The sequence below is a fragment of the Micromonospora sp. NPDC005413 genome (assembly GCF_040606435.1).
Classification (GTDB): domain Bacteria; phylum Actinomycetota; class Actinomycetes; order Mycobacteriales; family Micromonosporaceae; genus Micromonospora.
In genome coordinates this window covers 133,789-150,358 of record NZ_JBEXEV010000007.1, presented here as the reverse complement: position 1 = coordinate 150,358, position 16,570 = coordinate 133,789, and the positions used below count along the sequence as shown (strand labels likewise).

13 protein-coding genes are annotated in these 16,570 nt (G+C 69.7%); 10 read left to right on the top strand and 3 right to left on the bottom strand.

Annotation, left to right across the window (positions count from 1 at the left end; all coding sequences use genetic code 11):
* Nucleotides 1–123: 123 nt before the first annotated feature.
* Entirely contained in the window at nucleotides 124–993 is an 870-nt protein-coding gene (locus tag ABZS37_RS11795; protein WP_355168033.1) for a YhjD/YihY/BrkB family envelope integrity protein, read from the bottom strand.
* A gap of 51 nt (nucleotides 994–1,044) precedes the next feature.
* On the opposite strand from ABZS37_RS11795, the gene ABZS37_RS11790 reads away from it, so the two are divergent.
* The 6 genes from ABZS37_RS11790 (at nucleotide 1,045) to ispG (ending at nucleotide 11,112) form a co-directional block, all read left to right on the top strand.
* Nucleotides 1,045–1,623 (top strand): GNAT family N-acetyltransferase, encoded by a 579-nt coding sequence (locus ABZS37_RS11790; RefSeq protein WP_355168031.1) that lies wholly within the window; start codon nucleotides 1,045–1,047, stop codon nucleotides 1,621–1,623.
* A 662-nt stretch (nucleotides 1,624–2,285) separates the two neighbouring features.
* Complete coding sequence (locus tag ABZS37_RS11785) at nucleotides 2,286–6,257, top strand: CARDB domain-containing protein (protein ID WP_355168029.1); 3,972 nt, start codon at nucleotides 2,286–2,288, stop codon at nucleotides 6,255–6,257.
* A gap of 369 nt (nucleotides 6,258–6,626) precedes the next feature.
* A complete protein-coding gene (locus tag ABZS37_RS11780) occupies nucleotides 6,627–7,271 on the top strand; it encodes a Uma2 family endonuclease (protein WP_355168027.1) in 645 nt (214 codons plus the stop codon).
* Nucleotides 7,272–7,468: 197 nt separating this feature from the next.
* Complete coding sequence (gene dxr, locus ABZS37_RS11775; protein ID WP_355168025.1) at nucleotides 7,469–8,680, top strand: 1-deoxy-D-xylulose-5-phosphate reductoisomerase; 1,212 nt, start codon at nucleotides 7,469–7,471, stop codon at nucleotides 8,678–8,680.
* Nucleotides 8,680–9,930 carry a site-2 protease family protein gene (locus ABZS37_RS11770; protein ID WP_355168023.1) on the top strand — a complete coding sequence of 417 codons (1,251 nt, stop codon included), beginning with the start codon at nucleotides 8,680–8,682 and terminating at the stop codon, nucleotides 9,928–9,930. The genes dxr and ABZS37_RS11770 overlap by 1 nt, the downstream gene beginning before the upstream one ends.
* Nucleotides 9,931–9,939: 9 nt before the next feature.
* Nucleotides 9,940–11,112, top strand: coding sequence for a flavodoxin-dependent (E)-4-hydroxy-3-methylbut-2-enyl-diphosphate synthase (gene ispG / locus ABZS37_RS11765; protein WP_354993177.1), 1,173 nt, complete (start codon nucleotides 9,940–9,942; stop codon nucleotides 11,110–11,112).
* A 194-nt stretch (nucleotides 11,113–11,306) separates the two neighbouring features.
* On the opposite strand, the gene ABZS37_RS11760 is transcribed toward ispG, so the two are convergent.
* Entirely contained in the window at nucleotides 11,307–11,894 is a 588-nt protein-coding gene (locus tag ABZS37_RS11760) for a PadR family transcriptional regulator (protein WP_355168021.1), read from the bottom strand.
* Between the two features lie 113 nt (nucleotides 11,895–12,007).
* Here ABZS37_RS11760 and ABZS37_RS11755 point away from each other — a divergent pair, with 113 nt between their 5' ends.
* From ABZS37_RS11755 to ABZS37_RS11745, 3 genes are read left to right on the top strand one after another with little or no spacing between them, the layout of a single operon-like run.
* A complete protein-coding gene (locus ABZS37_RS11755) occupies nucleotides 12,008–13,231 on the top strand; it encodes an MFS transporter (protein ID WP_355168019.1) in 1,224 nt (407 codons plus the stop codon).
* Nucleotides 13,232–13,288: 57 nt separating this feature from the next.
* Nucleotides 13,289–14,128 carry a GNAT family N-acetyltransferase gene (locus ABZS37_RS11750; protein WP_355168017.1) on the top strand — a complete coding sequence of 280 codons (840 nt, stop codon included), beginning with the start codon at nucleotides 13,289–13,291 and terminating at the stop codon, nucleotides 14,126–14,128.
* Between the two features lie 12 nt (nucleotides 14,129–14,140).
* Complete coding sequence (locus ABZS37_RS11745; RefSeq protein ID WP_355168015.1) at nucleotides 14,141–14,326, top strand: hypothetical protein; 186 nt, start codon at nucleotides 14,141–14,143, stop codon at nucleotides 14,324–14,326.
* Nucleotides 14,327–14,757: 431 nt separating this feature from the next.
* Here ABZS37_RS11745 and ABZS37_RS11740 read toward each other — a convergent pair whose 3' ends face one another.
* Entirely contained in the window at nucleotides 14,758–15,306 is a 549-nt protein-coding gene (locus tag ABZS37_RS11740; RefSeq protein WP_355168013.1) for a hypothetical protein, read from the bottom strand.
* 1,034 nt (nucleotides 15,307–16,340) lie between these two features.
* Between ABZS37_RS11740 and ABZS37_RS11735 the strand changes: the two genes are divergently transcribed.
* Nucleotides 16,341–16,505 (top strand): hypothetical protein, encoded by a 165-nt coding sequence (locus tag ABZS37_RS11735; protein WP_355168011.1) that lies wholly within the window; start codon nucleotides 16,341–16,343, stop codon nucleotides 16,503–16,505.
* The last annotated feature ends 65 nt before the right edge of the window (nucleotides 16,506–16,570 follow it).

Sequence of the window (16,570 nt, the reverse complement as noted above, 5' to 3'; positions counted from 1 at the left end):
CGCCGCAGCCTAGTCCGCACCCCCGCCCCCCGCCCGCCCCCGCCCCGCCCCGCCCCGCACCCCCGCCTGGTGATCAAGAGGTTTGCGTCATGAGATGCGCTTTCGGTGACGCAAACCTCTTGATCAACTCGGCTGGGGGGTGGTGCGGGTGGTGCGGGTAGTGCCGGTGGTGCGGTGGGCGCGCCAGCGGGAGAGGGCCAGGGTGGCCGAGTAGCCGGCCAGGACGATCACGTGGAACAGGTAGAGCCAGAGGAGTACGGCCACGCCTGCGCCGATCTCGGCGAAGCCACCGAACGGCACGCCCAGGTTCAGCGGAAGCGAGGCGAAGAGCACGAAGCCGTGCATGAAGCCGGAGAGGTTCGCCGCGGTGAACGACCCGATCGCGAGCGTGGAGAGCCAGTCCGGCGAGGCCGGCCCGACCACCCGGAACACCCACATCAGCACCGGCGTGAGCACCAGCCAGACCGCGAGGAACGACAGCACCACGCCCAGCACGCCGAACCAGCCGCCCCGGCGTACGAGATTGGTGGTGAGCGGCAGCGCCAACAGGATCGACAGCAGCAGCGCGGGGGCCGGCGCGAGCAGCGGCAGCAGCAGTAGCCGGCCCCGCCAGCCGACCAGGTGCTCGTCGGAGCGGGGCGCGGCCACCGAGACGAACGCCCGGCGCAGACCCTCGCCGTACAGCGAGGCGGGCAGCAGTGAGGCCAGCGCCAGCAGCGGGGTCAGCTCCACCCCGGCGTTGACCAGCGCGTCCACCGCCCGGGGTGCGCCGATCGCGGTGGGTAGGGCCTCCACGGCGTACGAGGTCAGCCGGCGTACCCGGTCGGCCCCGGCGACCAGCGCGGTGAGCCAGATCGCCAGCAGGGCGACCGGCACCACCGCGATCGCCCCGTAGAAGGTGATCGCGGCGGCGTGCAGCGACAGGTCTCGCCCGCGCACGGGTCGAAACGCGGCACTGGTGATCCGCTTCGCCCGCTGCCACCCGCTCCCCATCGGGATCTCTTTCCCTGCCAAAGGGTCCGTCACTCATTAAGATCGCGCGCCATGACCGTTGTCACTACCGAACGCCTGATCCTGCGCGACTGGACGGCCGATCCGGCCGATCTGGCCCGGATCTACGACATCTACTCCCGCCCTGAGATCACCCGATGGCTGGGCGCGTCACCGGGACTGCCGATGACCGACCCGGCCCAGGCCGTCGAGCGGCTGGAACTCTGGCGGGACCGGCACGCCGCCGACGCCGGCCGCTACGGCACCTGGGCTGTCCAGGTACGCGAGACCGGCCTGGTGGCGGGCACGGCGTTGCTCAAGCCACTGCCGGGGCGCGATGCGGCACGGCGTACCGAGGACATTGAGGCGGGCTGGCACCTGCACCCGGATTCGTGGGGTCACGGCTACGCCACCGAGGCGGCCCGTGCGCTCATGGCGCGGGAGTTCGCCGCCGGTACCTCGGAGATCTACGCGGTCGTGTCGCCGGGTAACGAGCCGTCGCAGGCGGTCTGCCGGCGACTCGGCATGACGCACGTGGGCCGGCGTACCGACTGGTACGGCGGCGAGGAGTTGGAGACCTTCGTCCTGGCCGCCCCGGGCGGACAGCTGTCCCCGGGTCAGCCGGGCAGATAGCCGGGGGGCGAGTTCGGGGCGCCGGCCTCCGAAAGCGGCGAGGTCCGCGCGAAAGACCGCGTCGAGGAGGCCGGCGTCCTCGACGCCCGGGGCGACGACGATCTCGCCCAGTTCCAGGCCGCGCAGGCTGGCCGTGACCACGTCCTCGGCACTCATGCGCGGGACCACGCCGCGCTCCTGCACGCCCACGACCGCAGCAACTGAGCAGGGCCAGGGCGACGACCTTGACGTGTACGAGTTCCTTGACCTTGGGATGCGCGGTCCTCTCACCGACCCGCGATCACCAGGTCGTAGCCGTCGTCGCAGCCGGTCGGCCACGGCGGGGCAGGCATGTCGGTACGTGGATCGCCATCAATAGTCACGGTGGTCGAAGTGTTGACGCCTTCGTAGCACGTCAGTAATCTTTGGTCAACGCGATGCAAGATCTCGACAAAGACGTGCTTGATTCATTGCATGCGTAAGAAAAATCCGATGGGCCAACCCTTCTTGGTGGGTTTCGTCCCGCAATGCGGTGCCCCCGCACCGCCAGCACGTCGTCTCTTCGGCACCCCCCGTCACCGGCCCGATCGCGTCCCCCGCGTCGGGCCGGTGATGCACCGCCGCACACCCACCCCCGTGGTCAAGCCGCCCGCGGCAACCGTCCCCCGACGACAAGGACAGTGATGAGACGAACGAATCTGTTCAGGATGGTGGCGGCGACAGTCGCGGCCACGCTGATCGCCACGGCAGGGTCGACGGCCGTCGCGAACCCTGCGGACGCGGCCCGCCCCGCCGACACGGCAGCCGCGCCACGCACCGGCTTCGCTCCGGCGGCCACCAACCTCGCCCAGGGTCGCCCCACCCAGGAGAGCGGCCACGCCGACGTCTACGACTCGTCGAAGGTCGTCGACGGCAACGCGGGCAGCTACTGGGAGAGCGTCAACAACTCGTTCCCCGAGTGGGTGCAGGTCGACCTCGGCTCATCGCAGAGCGTCAACCAGGTCGTGCTGAAGCTGCCGACCTCCGGTTGGGCGACCCGCACGCAGACGTTGAGCGTCCAGGGCAGCGCCAACGGTTCGTCGTTCACCGACCTCGCAGGGTCGCAGACCTACACCTTCAACCCGGCGACCGGCAGCACGGTCACGATCAACATCAGCCAGACCGCCACCCGCTACGTTCGGATCACCATCACCGCCAACAGCGGTTGGCCGGCCGGGCAACTGTCCGAACTGGAGGTGTACGGCAGCGGCGGAACCACCCCGGACACCACCGCGCCGAGCGTGCCCGGCAACCTCTCGTACACCCAGTCGGGCACCACCATCACCCTCAACTGGGTCGCGTCGACCGACAACGCGGGCGGCAGCGGCATCGCCGGCTACGACATCTACCGCAACGGCGCGTTCCTCCAGTCCATCGCGAACGTGACCACCTTCAACGACACGCAGCCGGCCACGGCGACGGTGTCGTACCACGTTCGGGCGCGTGACGTCGCGGGCAACGTCTCCGGCAACAGCAACACGGTGACCCGCACCGGCAGCGGTGACACCACCGCGCCGAGCGTCCCGGGCACGCTGTCGCACAGCACGTCGGGCAGCACGATCACGCTCAACTGGGGTGCCTCCACCGACTCCGGTGGCAGCGGCCTGGCCGGCTACAACGTCTACCGTGGCGGCAGCCTGATCGCGGCCCTGGGCACCGTCCTCACCTACCAGGACACCCAACCGGCGACGGCGACCGTGTCCTACTACGTCCGCGCCCGCGACGGCGCCGGCAACCTGTCCGGCAACAGCAACACGGTCACCCGGACCGGCACCCAGCCCCCGGCCTGCACGAACGTGGCGCAGGGCAAGAGCATGACGGCGTCCGGCTCCACCTTCACCTTCACCCCCGAGAAGGCGAACGACGGGCAGCTCGGCACGTACTGGGAAGGTGCGGCGAGCTACCCGCAGAACCTCACCGTGGCGCTCGGTGCCAACCACTCCATCTCCGGCGTCACCGTCAAGCTCAACCCGGACCCGGCCTGGGGCACCCGTACGCAGATCATCCAGATCCTCGGCCGCGACCAGGCCTCATCGGCGTACACCAATCTGGTGTCGGCGGCGAGTTACCAGTTCGCCCAGGGTGCCAACGTGGTGAGCATTCCGGTCACCGCGACCACCGCGGACGTGCAGTTGCGGTTCACCGGCAACACCGGCGCCCCGTCCGGCCAGGTGGCCGAGCTTGAGGTGTGCGGCACGCCGGCCCCCAACCCGGACCTGGTCATCAGCTCGACGACCTGGTCGCCCGCGTCGCCCAGCGAGGTCACCCCGGTCACCCTCTCGGCCGTGGTGCAGAACATCGGCTCTGCGGCAGCCGGCGCCACCACGGTGAACTTCAGCCTGGCCGGCGCGGTCGTCGGCAGCGCCACGGTGGGCGCGCTCAGCGCGGGCGCCTCGACCACCGTGTCGTTCAACGCCGGTACGCGACCGATGGGCAGCTACGCCGTCTCGGCGGTGGTCGACCCGACGAACACGATCGTCGAGCAGAACGACGGCAACAACAGCTTCACCGCACCCGCACCGCTGGTGGTCGCGCAGGCCCCGGGCCCCGACCTGCAGGTGCTCAGCATCAGCTCCAACCCGCCGAACCCGGCCGTCGGGGCGTCCGTCACCTTCACCGTGGCGGTCCGCAACCGCGGCACCACCGCGACCGGCGCGACCACGGTCACCCGGTTGGTGGTGGGCAACACCACGCTCAACACCAACACCGCCTCGATCGCGGCCGGCGCGACGGTCACCGTGGCCGTCACCGGCAGTTGGACCGCCACCAGCGGCGGCGCCACCCTCACCGCCACCGCCGATGCCACCAACGCGGTCACCGAGACCAACGAGACCAACAACGCGTTCAGCCAGTCGATCGTGGTCGGGCGTGGGGCTGCGGTCCCGTACGTCTCCTACGAGGCGGAGGCCGGCCGCTACCAGGGCACGCTGCTGGAGCCCGACCCGCTGCGCACCTTCGGCCACACCAACTTCGCGACCGAGTCCTCGGGCCGCAAGTCGGTACGGCTCACCAGCACCGGGCAGTTCGTCGAGTTCACCTCCGCCAACCAGGCCAACTCCATCGTGGTGCGCAACTCCATCCCGGACGCGGCCGGTGGCGGCGGCATCGAGGCGACCATCAGCCTCTACGTCAACGACGTCTTCTCCCGGAAGCTGACGTTGTCGTCGCGGCACAGTTGGCTCTACGGCAACACCGACGGGCCGGAGGCGCTGACCAACACCCCCCAGGCCGACGCCCGACGGCTCTTCGACGAGTCGAACGCGCTGCTGTCGCAGTCGTACCCGGCCGGCACCCGGTTCAAGTTGCAGCGCGACTCGGGTGACACCGCCTCGTTCTACGTCATCGACATGATCGACCTGGAGCAGGTGGCACCGGCGGCGAGCCAGCCGGCCGGCTGCACCTCGATCACCTCGTACGGTGCGATCCCGAACGACGGGCTCGACGACACCGCCGCCATCCAACGGGCGGTGACCGACGACCAGAACGGCGTCATCAGCTGCGTCTGGATCTCCGCCGGGCAGTGGCGGCAGGAGCAGAAGATCCTGACCGACGACCCACAGAACCGGGGTACGCACAACCAGGTCGGCATCAGCAACGTCACCATCCGGGGCGCGGGCATGTGGCACTCGCAGCTCTACACGCTGACCGAGCCGCAGAACGTGGTGGGCGGCATCAACCACCCGCACGAGGGCAACTTCGGCTTCGACATCGACAAGAACACCCAGATCTCCGACATCGCCATCTTCGGCTCGGGCCGGATCCGTGGCGGTGACGGCAACGCCGAGGGCGGCGTGGGTCTGAACGGTCGCTTCGGCACGGGCACCCGGATCAGCAACGTCTGGATCGAGCACGCCAACGTGGGTGTCTGGGTGGGTCGCGACTACGACAACATCCCCGACCTCTGGGGCCCGGCCGACGGGCTGGACTTCAGCGGCATGCGGATCCGCAACACGTACGCCGATGGCATCAACTTCAGCAACGGCACGCGCAACTCGCGGGTGTTCAACTCGTCCTTCCGCACCACGGGAGACGACGCCCTCGCTGTCTGGGCCAACCCGTACGTCAAGGACCGCACCGTCGACATCGCCCACGACAACCACTTCGTCAACAACACCATCCAGCTGCCCTGGCGGGCGAACGGCATCGCCATCTACGGCGGCTACGGCAACTCGATCGAGAACAACCTGATCTACGACACGATGAACTACCCGGGCATCATGCTGGCGACCGACCACGACCCGCTGCCCTTCTCCGGGACGACGCTGATCGCCAACAACGGGCTCTACCGGGCCGGTGGTGTCTTCTGGAACGAGGACCAGGAGTTCGGTGCCATCACGCTCTTCCCGGCCACCAGAGACATCGTCGGGGTCACGATCCGGGACACCGACATCTACGACTCGACGTACGACGGCATCCAGTTCAAGAACGGCGGCGGCAACATGCCGAACGTCGCGATCACCAATGTGCGGATCGACAAGTCCAACAACGGCGCCGGCATTCTCGCGATGAGTGGTGCCCGCGGAAACGCCAACCTGACCAACGTGACCATCACGAACTCGGGCGACGGCAACATCGTCATCCAGCCGGGCTCCCAGTTCGTCATCAACGGCGGCTAGTCCCGGTGCTCGCCTGACCCGTGCTCCCTCGGTGCGCTCCGGCACCGGGGGAGCACGCTCATCTGGCTGGTCCCGGCCGCTTGATCGACACCGTTTCGGCGAGGTCGGGGTGTCCGAGGGCGGGGATGCCCCCATGTCGGTGATCTGGAGTCGATCATCGTCAGGCGCTGTCAGCAGGGCCCCTCGTGGTCGTCGCGGCGTTGGCAGCGGCCGGCGTGGTCGAGCTTGGCGTCACTGAACAATCGGGGCCTGGCGAAAGCTCGCGGGGTCGCTCCGTCGATGCCGGACAGGGTGTGCGATGCGGTTGCGGTGGGGGCTGCGGGACTAGGCTGGTCTGACCAGGATGGTCCGCTGAGGGGGTGAGCCCAGATGGCCCAGGCAGCGTTCGCGCCGGAGCCGGCGCCGCAGCACACCGAGCCGTCATTCGACGTGCTGCGGTGGCACGACGAGCCGTGGACGGCGCAGCTCGCCCTCGACCTGTTGCCGGAGACCAACGGCCCCAAGGTTGAGGTCCTGAGCGGAAGCGTGATCGTGACACCACATGCCGGGTATGACCATCAGGACGCAGAGCTGGATCTCGCCTATCTCCTCAAGCAGGCAGCCCGTCGCGCCAAGCTGTGGCTCTATGTAGAGGCGAACGTTGTCTCGGGCGAGAATCTCTTCATCCCGGACATCGTCATTCTCGATGCTCCGGGCGGCGGCAGAACAACGATGGACATCAGGCATGCCGTGCTTCTCGGTGAAATCGTCTCTCCCGGAAATCGACGCAAGGACATCATTGACCGACCGCGTGAGTACGCCGCCGTGGGCGTGCCCTATTTCCTCCGGGTTGACCTGCGGAATCGGGTGCCAACTCTCGCGTTGTACGAGCTAACCGAGGGGGAGTACAGGCCGGTGGCTGCTGCTGCAGCCGGGACGCGGTTCGTCATGCGCGAGCCGTTCGAGTTCTCCCTCGATCCAGCCGACCTGCTCGGCGAGGAAGCGCTGCCGGAGGAGCCGGCCACCGAGGGCTGATCCCGCAGCGAGAGGGCTGAGGGCGACGCGCTTGATCGACACCGTTTCGGCGAGGTCGGGGTGTCCGAGGGCGGGGATACCCCCATGTCGGTGATCTGGAGTCGATCACCGGCCGGAGGTGGCCGTCGATCCGCAGGTGAGTGGGGAGAGCTGAGGCTCCCAGTGGGCGTACAGCGGCGGTGGGGAAGAATGGCCGCGTGACTTCCCCCCGCGACCTCGTCCTACTCGGGTCCACCGGCTCGATCGGCACGCAGGCCATCGACATCGTCCGGCGTAACCCGGACCGGTTCCGGGTGGTCGCCGTCGGTGCTGGCGGCGGCAACGTCGAGCTGCTCGCCTCTCAGGCCCTGGAGCTGGGCGTCGAGGCCGTCGGGGTGGCCAGGGCGTCCGCCGCGCAGGACCTCCAACTCGCTTTCTACGCCGAGGCGAGCCGGCGCGGGTGGGCCACCGGCGACTTCAAGCTTCCCAAGATCGTGGCTGGGCCGGACGCGATGACCGAGCTGGCCCAGTGGCCGTGCGACGTCGTGCTCAACGGGGTGGTCGGCTCGCTGGGCCTCGCTCCTACGCTGGCCGCGCTGCGCGGTGGTCGTACTCTCGCGCTCGCCAACAAGGAGTCGCTCGTCGCCGGCGGCCCGCTGGTCAAGGCCGCGGTGACGCGGCCGGGGCAGATCGTCCCGGTCGACTCGGAGCACTCGGCGTTGGCCCAGTGCCTGCGCTCCGGGTCGCGCGGTGAGGTGCGCCGGCTGATCGTCACGGCCAGCGGCGGCCCGTTCCGGGGTCGGCAGCGCGACGAGTTGACGCAGGTCACACCCGAGCAGGCCCTCGCGCACCCGACCTGGAACATGGGGCCGGTCGTCACGATCAACTCCGCCACCATGGTCAACAAGGCGCTTGAGGTGATCGAGGCCCACGAGTTGTTCGACGTGCCCTACGCCGACATCAGGGTGATGGTGCACCCGCAGTCGGTGATCCACTCGATGGTCGAGTTCGTCGACGGGTCGACGATCGCCCAGGCCAGCCCACCGGACATGCGGCTGCCCATCGCGCTGGGAATCGGCTGGCCGGACCGGGTGCCCGAGGCCGCCTCCGCCGTCGACTGGACGGCCGCGCACACCTGGGAGTTCGCGCCGCTCGACGACGAGGCGTTCCCGGCCGTCGCGCTGGCCAAGGCGGCGGGGGAGGCCGGTCGCTGCCGCCCGGCGATCTACAACGCGGCGAACGAGGAGTGCGTGGCGGCGTTCGTGGCGGGCCGGCTGCCGTTCCTCGGCATCGTCGACACCCTGGAACGTGTGTTGGAGGACGCTCCGGACTTCGACGAACCAGGTACCGTCGAGGACGTGCTCACGGCTGAGTCGTGGGCACGCGCGCACGCGCAGGAGATCATCGCGGGTTCGGTGGAAGGAGCTTGATGTCGTACCTGCTCGGGGTGGTCCTCTTCGCCCTGGCCATTCTCATCTCGGTGAGTCTGCACGAGGCGGGGCACCTGCTCACCGCCAAGGCGTTCGGGATGAAGGTCACGAAGTACTTCGTCGGGTTCGGCCCCACCATCTGGTCGTTCAAGCGGGGTGAGACCGAGTACGGCGTCAAGGGCATCCCACTCGGCGGCTTCTGCAAGATCGTCGGGATGACTCCGCAGGACGACGACGTCGAGCCGGGCGACGAGTCGCGGGTGATGTGGCGCTACCCGGTCTGGAAGCGGACGATCGTGATGGCCGCCGGGTCGATCACGCACTTCGCGCTCGCCCTGATCACGATCTGGATCCTCGCCGTCTCCGCCGGCCTGCCCAACCCGGACTTCCCCACCACCGACTCGCAGGCCCGCGCGGAGCCCGCGGTCATCCAGCTCAGCCAGTGCGTCGTGCCGGAGAACGCGGTGCGGGCGTGCACGTCCGCCGATGCGGCTAGCCCGGCCGCCCAGGCGCAACTGCGCAACGGTGACCGGATCACCTCGGTCAACGGCACCCCGATCGGCTCCTACGGCGACCTGCTCACCACGCTGCGCAATCTCAAGCCAGGGGAGACCGCGCAGATCCAGTACGTCCGCGACGGGCAGCCGGGCACCACCAGCACCGTGCTCGCGCAGACCCAGCGGCCGCCCCTGGACGACCCGAGCGGCGCTGTCGCACCGGTGGCCGCCCTCGGCGTCGGCCTCGTCCCCAGCACCCCCACCCGCGTGACGTACGGCCCGATCGGCGCCTTCGGCGCCACCGCCGACTTCACCGGTCAACTGGCCGTCGGCACCGCCCAGGCGCTCCAGCGCCTCCCGCAGAAGGTCCCCGCCCTGTGGACCGCCCTCACCGGCGGCGAGCGGGACGTGGACACCCCGATCAGCGTGGTCGGCGCCAGCCGACTCGGCGGCGAGGCGGTGGAGAACAACGCCTGGCTGGTCTTCTTCATGCTCTTCGTGTCGTTGAACTTCTTCATCGGCGTGTTCAACCTGCTGCCGCTACTCCCGGTGGACGGCGGTCACATCGCCATCGCCTGGTTCGAACGAGCCCGCTCCTGGGTCTACGCGCGGATCGGCCGGGCCGACCCCGGCCGGGTGGACTACCTCAAACTGATGCCCTTCACGTACGTGGTGATCCTGATCGGTGGCGCGTTCACGCTGCTGACCATCGCCGCGGACGTCGTCAACCCCATCACGCTCTTCTCAAGGTGAGTGCCTGAAGTGACCGCAATCAGTCTCGGTATGCCCGCCGTGCCACCGCCGCCGCTCGCTCCCCGCCGGGCCAGCCGCCAGATCATGGTCGGCTCGGTACCGGTCGGTGGCGGTGCGCCGGTGTCCGTGCAGTCGATGACCACCACCCTCACCTCCGACATCAACGCCACCCTCCAGCAGATCGCCGAGCTGACCGCGTCCGGCTGCCAGATCGTCCGGGTGGCGGTGCCGTCCCAGGACGACGTCGAGGCGCTGCCGGCGATCGCCAAGAAGTCGCAGCTCCCGGTGATCGCCGACATCCACTTCCAGCCCAAGTACGTTTTCGCGGCGATCGACGCCGGCTGCGCGGCGGTCCGGGTCAACCCGGGCAACATCCGCCAGTTCGACGACAAGGTCCGGGAGATCGCGAAGGCCGCCGGTGACGCCGGCGTGCCGATCCGGATCGGCGTCAACGCCGGGTCGCTCGACAAGCGGCTGCTCAGCAAGTACGGCAAGGCCACCGCCGAGGCGCTGGTCGAGTCGGCGCTGTGGGAGTGCTCGCTGTTCGAGGAGCACGGCTTCCGCGACATCAAGATCTCGGTCAAGCACAACGACCCGGTCGTGATGATCCGGGCGTACCGGCAGTTGGCCGAGCAGTGCGACTACCCGCTGCACCTGGGCGTCACCGAAGCCGGCCCGGCCTTCCAGGGCACCATCAAGTCGGCGGTCGCCTTCGGTGCCCTGCTGGCCGAGGGGATCGGCGACACCATCAGGGTGTCGCTCTCCGCCCCGCCGGTGGAGGAGATCAAGGTCGGCAACCAGATCCTGGAGTCGCTGGGCCTGCGCGAGCGGGGCCTGGAGATCGTCTCCTGCCCGTCCTGCGGGCGGGCACAGGTGGACGTCTACAAGCTCGCCGAGGAGGTCACCGCCGGTCTGGAAGGACTGCCGGTGCCGCTGCGGGTGGCCGTGATGGGCTGCGTCGTCAACGGTCCGGGTGAGGCCCGCGAGGCCGACCTCGGTGTCGCCTCCGGCAACGGCAAGGGCCAGATCTTCGTCAAGGGCAAGGTCGTCAAGACGGTGCCCGAGGCGCAGATCGTGGAGACGCTGATCGAGGAGGCGCTGCGGATCGCCGACGAGATGGGCGCCGAGCTTCCCGAGGAGCTGCGCGGGCTGGTCACCGGCCCGACCGTCACCGTGCACTGATTTTTCCATTTGGAAAAGCGGCCGTTCCCCGCGGGGAACGGCCGCTTTTCTTGTGTCCCGGCCCGCCGATGCGCGGCGGGTAGGTGCTGTGGCGTACGGCGCTGCTGTGGTGCTCTTGCGGTCTGGTGCTTTTGTGGGTGCGGCGCTGCTGTGGTGCGGCGCTGTGGTGCCGTGTGCTGTGGGGCGGCCTTGCGTCACTCGGATTCGGCGAGGATCGCGTACAGCTTGCGTCGCGTCTCGTCGAGCACCTGGGCGGCCCGCTCACGCTGGTCGTCGGTGCCGTTCATCATCACCTGACGCAGGGCGTTCATCGCCTGCGCACCGGAGTCGCGGATGTCGTGCCAACTGCTCACCGTGCCCTGGGCGACGTCCGCCCACGGCGGGGTCTGCGCGGCCTCGGTGGCCTCCGCCTGACCGGTCTCGGTGACCGTGAACCGCTTCCGCCCGCCGCCGGACTCCTCCGTGCTGGCGACGATCACGCCCTCGTCCTCCAGTAGCTGGAGGGTGGGGTAGATCGAGCCCGGGCTCGGCCGCCACGCACCGCCGGTGCGGGAGTCGATCTCCTGGATCATCTCGTAGCCGTGCATCGGCCGCTCGGTGAGCAGGGCCAGCACGGCGCCCCGGACGTTGGGGCGTCGGCCCCGACCACGCCCTCGGCCTCGACCGCCCCAGGGGCCGCCGTGTCCGTGCTCGTGGCCGTGCGGACCGGGGGGGACCGGCGGGAAGCCGAACCCACGCATCCGAGCCTCGTGCATCTGGTGGTGCTGTCGATGGAACCTCATCGGGCTCTCCCTCTCTTCGTACTGTCGCTGATGCATCAACGATATATCGGCAATGCATCGCCGACAACCCTCTTCTTTATAAACCGTACGTACGTCTTGCTAAGGTGTCGGTCATGCGCCTGCTTCCCCCACCGGGCCCGGCCCGGGTCCTCACCCTCGGCACCCTGATCAAGACCGTTGGGCGGGGCCTCTGGCTCGTCGCGAGCGCGCTCTTCCTCACCCGATCTGTCGGCCTGTCGGCGACCCAGGTGGGCATCGGGCTGACCATCTCGGCGCTGGTCGGTGTGCTGGCCAGCACACCGAGCGGCTACCTGGCCGACCGTGTCGGCCCACGCGGCGTGCAGGTCGGCGCACTGTTCGCCGCCGGCACGTTGACCATCGGCCTGATCGCCGTCCGGTCGTTCCCCACGTTCCTCCTGGTGGGAGCAGCCACGGCGCTCGCCGACGCAGTCGAGCGCGGCGCCCGGGGCGCGCTGATCGCCGGAGCGATCCCGGCCGACCAGCGGGTACGCACCCGCGCCTACCTGCGGGCCACCACCAACGTCGGCATCTCCGTCGGTGCCGTCCTCGGCGGCTTCGCCATCGCCGCCGACACGCGAACCGGATACGTCGCGCTGATCCTGACCGCGGCGGCGGCGTCACTGGCCGCGGCGGTGATCTTCCTCGGGCTGCCCAGCGTCGCCCCGGTCGCCGCTCCGACGCACGGCCCCCGGCTGATCGCCCTGCGGGACCGCCCGTTCCTCGCCTTCACCCTGGTCGACGGGCTGATGTCCATGCACTTCAGCCTGCTCACCCTCGCCCTGCCACTGTGGATCGCCGGACACACCCGGGCACCCATCTGGATGATCTCCGCGTTGACGCTGGTCAACACCGTGCTGGTGGTGCTCTTCCAGGTACGTGCCACGCGGAGCGCCGCCACCCTGCCCGGAGCCGCCCGCGCCGCCCGTCGAGCGGGCGTGGCCATTGCCCTGGCCTGCGTACTCTTCGCCGCCAGCGGCGCGCTGCCCACGGCTGCCGCCGTCGCCCTCCTGTGCTGCGGGTCGCTGGCACACGTGACCGGGGAGCTGTGGCACTCCGTCGCCGGCTGGGGGATCTCCTTCGGGCTGGCGCCAGCAGACGCCCAGGGGCAGTACCAGGGGGCGTACGGCATGGGCTACGAACTGGGGAAGATGCTCGCGCCGGTGGTGGTGACCAGCCTCGCGCTCGGCTGGGGCGTACCGGGCTGGCTTGTGCTCGGTGCCCTGTTTCTCCTGCTCGGGACCCTGGTGCCCCCGGTCGTCCGCTGGGCCGGGCGGACCCGGTCGATCAGCGAGCCCGCAGAGCCGGTGACCGTCTGAGAGCCGCCTTGTCACTCGACCGGCGGAGCGGGGGGTCGATCTGGCAGGCTGGTAGTCGTGCTGACGGTGCCGGTACGCCAACTGGGGGAATCGGAGCGCCGCGCGGTCGAGCGACTGCTCGACCATGACCCGTTCGCGGGCGCGCAGGTCGCCGAGCGGATTGCCGCGCGCGGCCTCTCCTGGTGGCGGGCCGAGGGCAGAATCCTGGGGTACGGCACCCGGCGCAACCTGGAATCACTCTGCTGGCTCGGCGGCAACCTGACCCCGGTCCTGGCGACCGACGCCGCGGTGGGCGCCTTCGCCGACCTGCTCGCGGGTGAGGAGCGGCTGTGCTCCTCCATCGTCGGCCGGGCAGATGCCGTCCTCGGGCTGTGGGACCGGCTCTCCGACACCTGGGGGCCAGCACGAGACGTCCGCCCCAACCAGCCACTGCTCGCCGCCGACACCCTGCCGTCCGTACCGGCCGACCCGGAGGTACGCCAGGTCCGCTCCGGCGAGGTCGATCGGCTCTTCCCGGCGGCGGTGGCCATGTACACCGAGGAGGTCGGCGTCTCCCCGCTGGCCGAGGACGCCGGACGCAGCTACCGCCGGCGGGTCAACGACCTGGTCCGGGCCGGTCGGGCGTACGCCCGCTTCGTCGACGGCAAGGTTGTGTTCAAGGCCGAACTGGCCGTGGTGACCAAGCGGACCGCGCAGGTCCAGGGCGTCTGGGTGGCACCGGAGTGGCGGGGTCGAGGGATCGCCACGGCAGCCATGGCAGCCGTGGTCCGCGACGCGCTGCTGCGGGTCGCCCCCACGGTCAGCCTGTACGTCAACGACTTCAACCTCCCGGCCCGCCGGGTCTACGAGCGCTGCGGCTTCCAGCCGATCGGCACCCTCGCCACAGTCCTCTTCTGATCGCTGATCGCTTTGGCGCTGATCGCTTTGGCGCTGATCGCTTTGGCGCTGACCGTTTTGGCGCTGACCGTTTTGGCGCTGACCGTTTTGGCGCTGGGCGCTGGGCGCTGGGCGCTGGGGCGCTGGGGCGCTGGGGCGCTGAGGGCGCTGAGGGCGCTGAGGGCGTTGGGTGCCCGGCGCTGGGCGCTTGGCGGCTGAGCGCTGGCGTCTGCGTTGGGTTGGGTTGGGTGCGGCGCAGTGCCCGCCGTCAGGTGCCGGCGTCGGTCGCTGCCGCTTCGCTTGCAGATCTTGGACACTTCCCGTCAGCTGGGCGGGGCCCTGTTAACGGAAACTGTCCAAGATCTGCGGGTAGCTGTCGGTTGGGGCAAGGTCATTCGTCGCCTGCACCGGCCAGCGCGTCGCTCGCGGCGCGCGCGCCCGACAGTGGCGTCGCTCGCAGCGCGTTCGCGTGCCCGACAGTGGCGTCGCTCGCAGCGTCCCTGCACCGGACAGTGCGTCGTTCGCAGCGCGTCCCGCACCAGCCGGCGCGTCGCGTGCAGCCATCAAACCGCGCCGGGGTGCAGGGCGTGGAAATGCCGCTGGCCGGCACCCCGGGTTGGGGGTGCCGGCCAGCGGTCTGGTTCGGTGGGTCAGCTGTTCCAGTGCTGGGCGACGAGGTCGGTGGCCTGCTGCTCCCACTGGGCGTACGCATCGGGGTAGGCCGAGACCTGCACGGTCTGCGCGGCCTGGGTCAGGGGCATGTCCTGCCACCCGTCGACCTGCTTCAGACCCTTCAGGAACGCAGCCGTCGAGTAGGCGGGGTCGGTGATCTGCTCCGGCGTACCCCAACCACTGGTCGGGCGCTGCTGGAACAGACCCAACGAGTCATGGTCGTTGGCGTCGCCGAGGTGACCCAGGTTCTCCAACTTCGACTCCTGCAGGCTCGTGGCGATGGAGATGACCGCGGCCCGCTCCGGCAGACCAGCCTTCTTCGTCGCCGCGATGATCGCCTTGACGTTAGCGGTCTGCTCATCGTTCAGGGTGATCCGGGACTGGTCACCCTGCGGCTTGGCCGTCTGCACCGCGACGGGCTTGGTGTCGACCGGGTTGGCGTGGGCGGCGATCGGACCGGCGAAGACACCACCGGCGAACGCGAGACCAGCAACAGACAACACACTCTTACGAATGATCGTGTTCATGAGGGTTAGCTCCTTCGGGGGTAAGGACACCCAGCCGCCACAAAAGGGGGAACCGGCGTGCGGGGTGTGAGCACCTCGTCCGGGCGCATCAAAAATCAGGGGAAAAGTCTTTTGGGGGTCGGCGCCTGCGGGCCGGGGGTGGCTTGGGGCGCCGAGGGCGGCGGCCTACGAGCGGAGGGCTCATGGCGCCGGGTCCAGATGTAACGACCGGGGGGCCGGGGTCATTCCGGGGGTGGCCCATCCATCGGCACGCACAGGGAAGCGGTGACCGGGCGGTCGTTCGTAGGGACCGTAACGACCGGGCTGGGGCCGGCATTCCAACCCCGGGGGTCTGCACTCCAACCCGGGGTCGGCGTCCCATCCCTGCGGGGCGGGGTGGCGGGCCGGTGGTGCTGCGATCGTCAGGGTATGTAACGACCCCGGGCCGGCCATGATTCCAGGCCACGGGTGCGACCGATCACAGACCACGGGCTCCGAAACCGGGCATTCGATGTGTAATCGGTCAGCGCCCCGGGCGGCAGGGCGCTCGCCTGACGATGGTCAACTCCAGATCCCCGACATTGGGGCATCACCCGCCCCGGACACCGCAACATCCCCGACACCGAGTCGATCACCACGGAAGGCACGGTCGAGGGCCAGGGTCGACATCGCGGGTGATACCTCACAGTCATATTTATGCCTCACAGGTATCGCACAAACACCAACGACCGCCACCGAGCGGGCACTGCGGCACCGAGTTCCGGGCGGCGGTCCCCGGGCTGCCGCCGCGCGCCGCGCCGCGTGCCGGGTGCCCTGCTTTGCGCCGCGCCGCGTCGTGCCGCGCCGTGCCGCGCCGTGCCGTGCCGCGCCGCGTCGTGCCGTGCGGTGCCGCGTCGTGCCGTGCGGTGCCGCGTCGTGCCGCGTCGTGCCGCGTCGTGCCGCGTCGTGCCGCGTCGTGCCGTGTCGTGTCGTGCCGTGTCGTGCCGCGTCGCGTCGCGTCGGGGTGATTGCGTCGGCACGCGCGTCACGTGGGGCGGGCCGCGGCGCAGGGATCGGTGAGTCGGGCGCAGCGGGTGGCCCTGCTGCGCGTCGAGGTGGAGTTCATCCGCCGGTACCGGGTGTTCGCCCAACTGCTGTTGTCGGTCTTCCAACCCGACCGGCCGGTCGAGGACGTGCAGGAGGCGCTGGTCGGCATGGTCTGCGGGGTCGCGCAGACCTGATCGGAAGCCCTGCTCAGAGCCGGTAAATCGGTTGAGTCGACCGGCTCCGTACCGGCACGCTGGGT

Bases quoted from the DNA above. Each gene is read 5' to 3' on its own strand.
- ABZS37_RS11755 (WP_355168019.1), top strand. From the start codon at position 12,008: ATGCGCCTGCTTCCCCCACCGGGCCCGGCCCGGGTCCTCACCCTCGGC.
- ABZS37_RS11785 (WP_355168029.1), top strand. From the start codon at position 2,286: ATGAGACGAACGAATCTGTTCAGGATGGTGGCGGCGACAGTCGCGGCC.
- ABZS37_RS11790 (WP_355168031.1), top strand. From the start codon at position 1,045: ATGACCGTTGTCACTACCGAACGCCTGATCCTGCGCGACTGGACGGCC.
- ABZS37_RS11780 (WP_355168027.1), top strand. From the start codon at position 6,627: ATGGCCCAGGCAGCGTTCGCGCCGGAGCCGGCGCCGCAGCACACCGAG.
- ABZS37_RS11770 (WP_355168023.1), top strand. From the start codon at position 8,680: ATGTCGTACCTGCTCGGGGTGGTCCTCTTCGCCCTGGCCATTCTCATC.
- ABZS37_RS11740 (WP_355168013.1), bottom strand. From the start codon at position 15,306: ATGAACACGATCATTCGTAAGAGTGTGTTGTCTGTTGCTGGTCTCGCG.
- ABZS37_RS11760 (WP_355168021.1), bottom strand. From the start codon at position 11,894: ATGAGGTTCCATCGACAGCACCACCAGATGCACGAGGCTCGGATGCGT.
- ABZS37_RS11795 (WP_355168033.1), bottom strand. From the start codon at position 993: ATGGGGAGCGGGTGGCAGCGGGCGAAGCGGATCACCAGTGCCGCGTTT.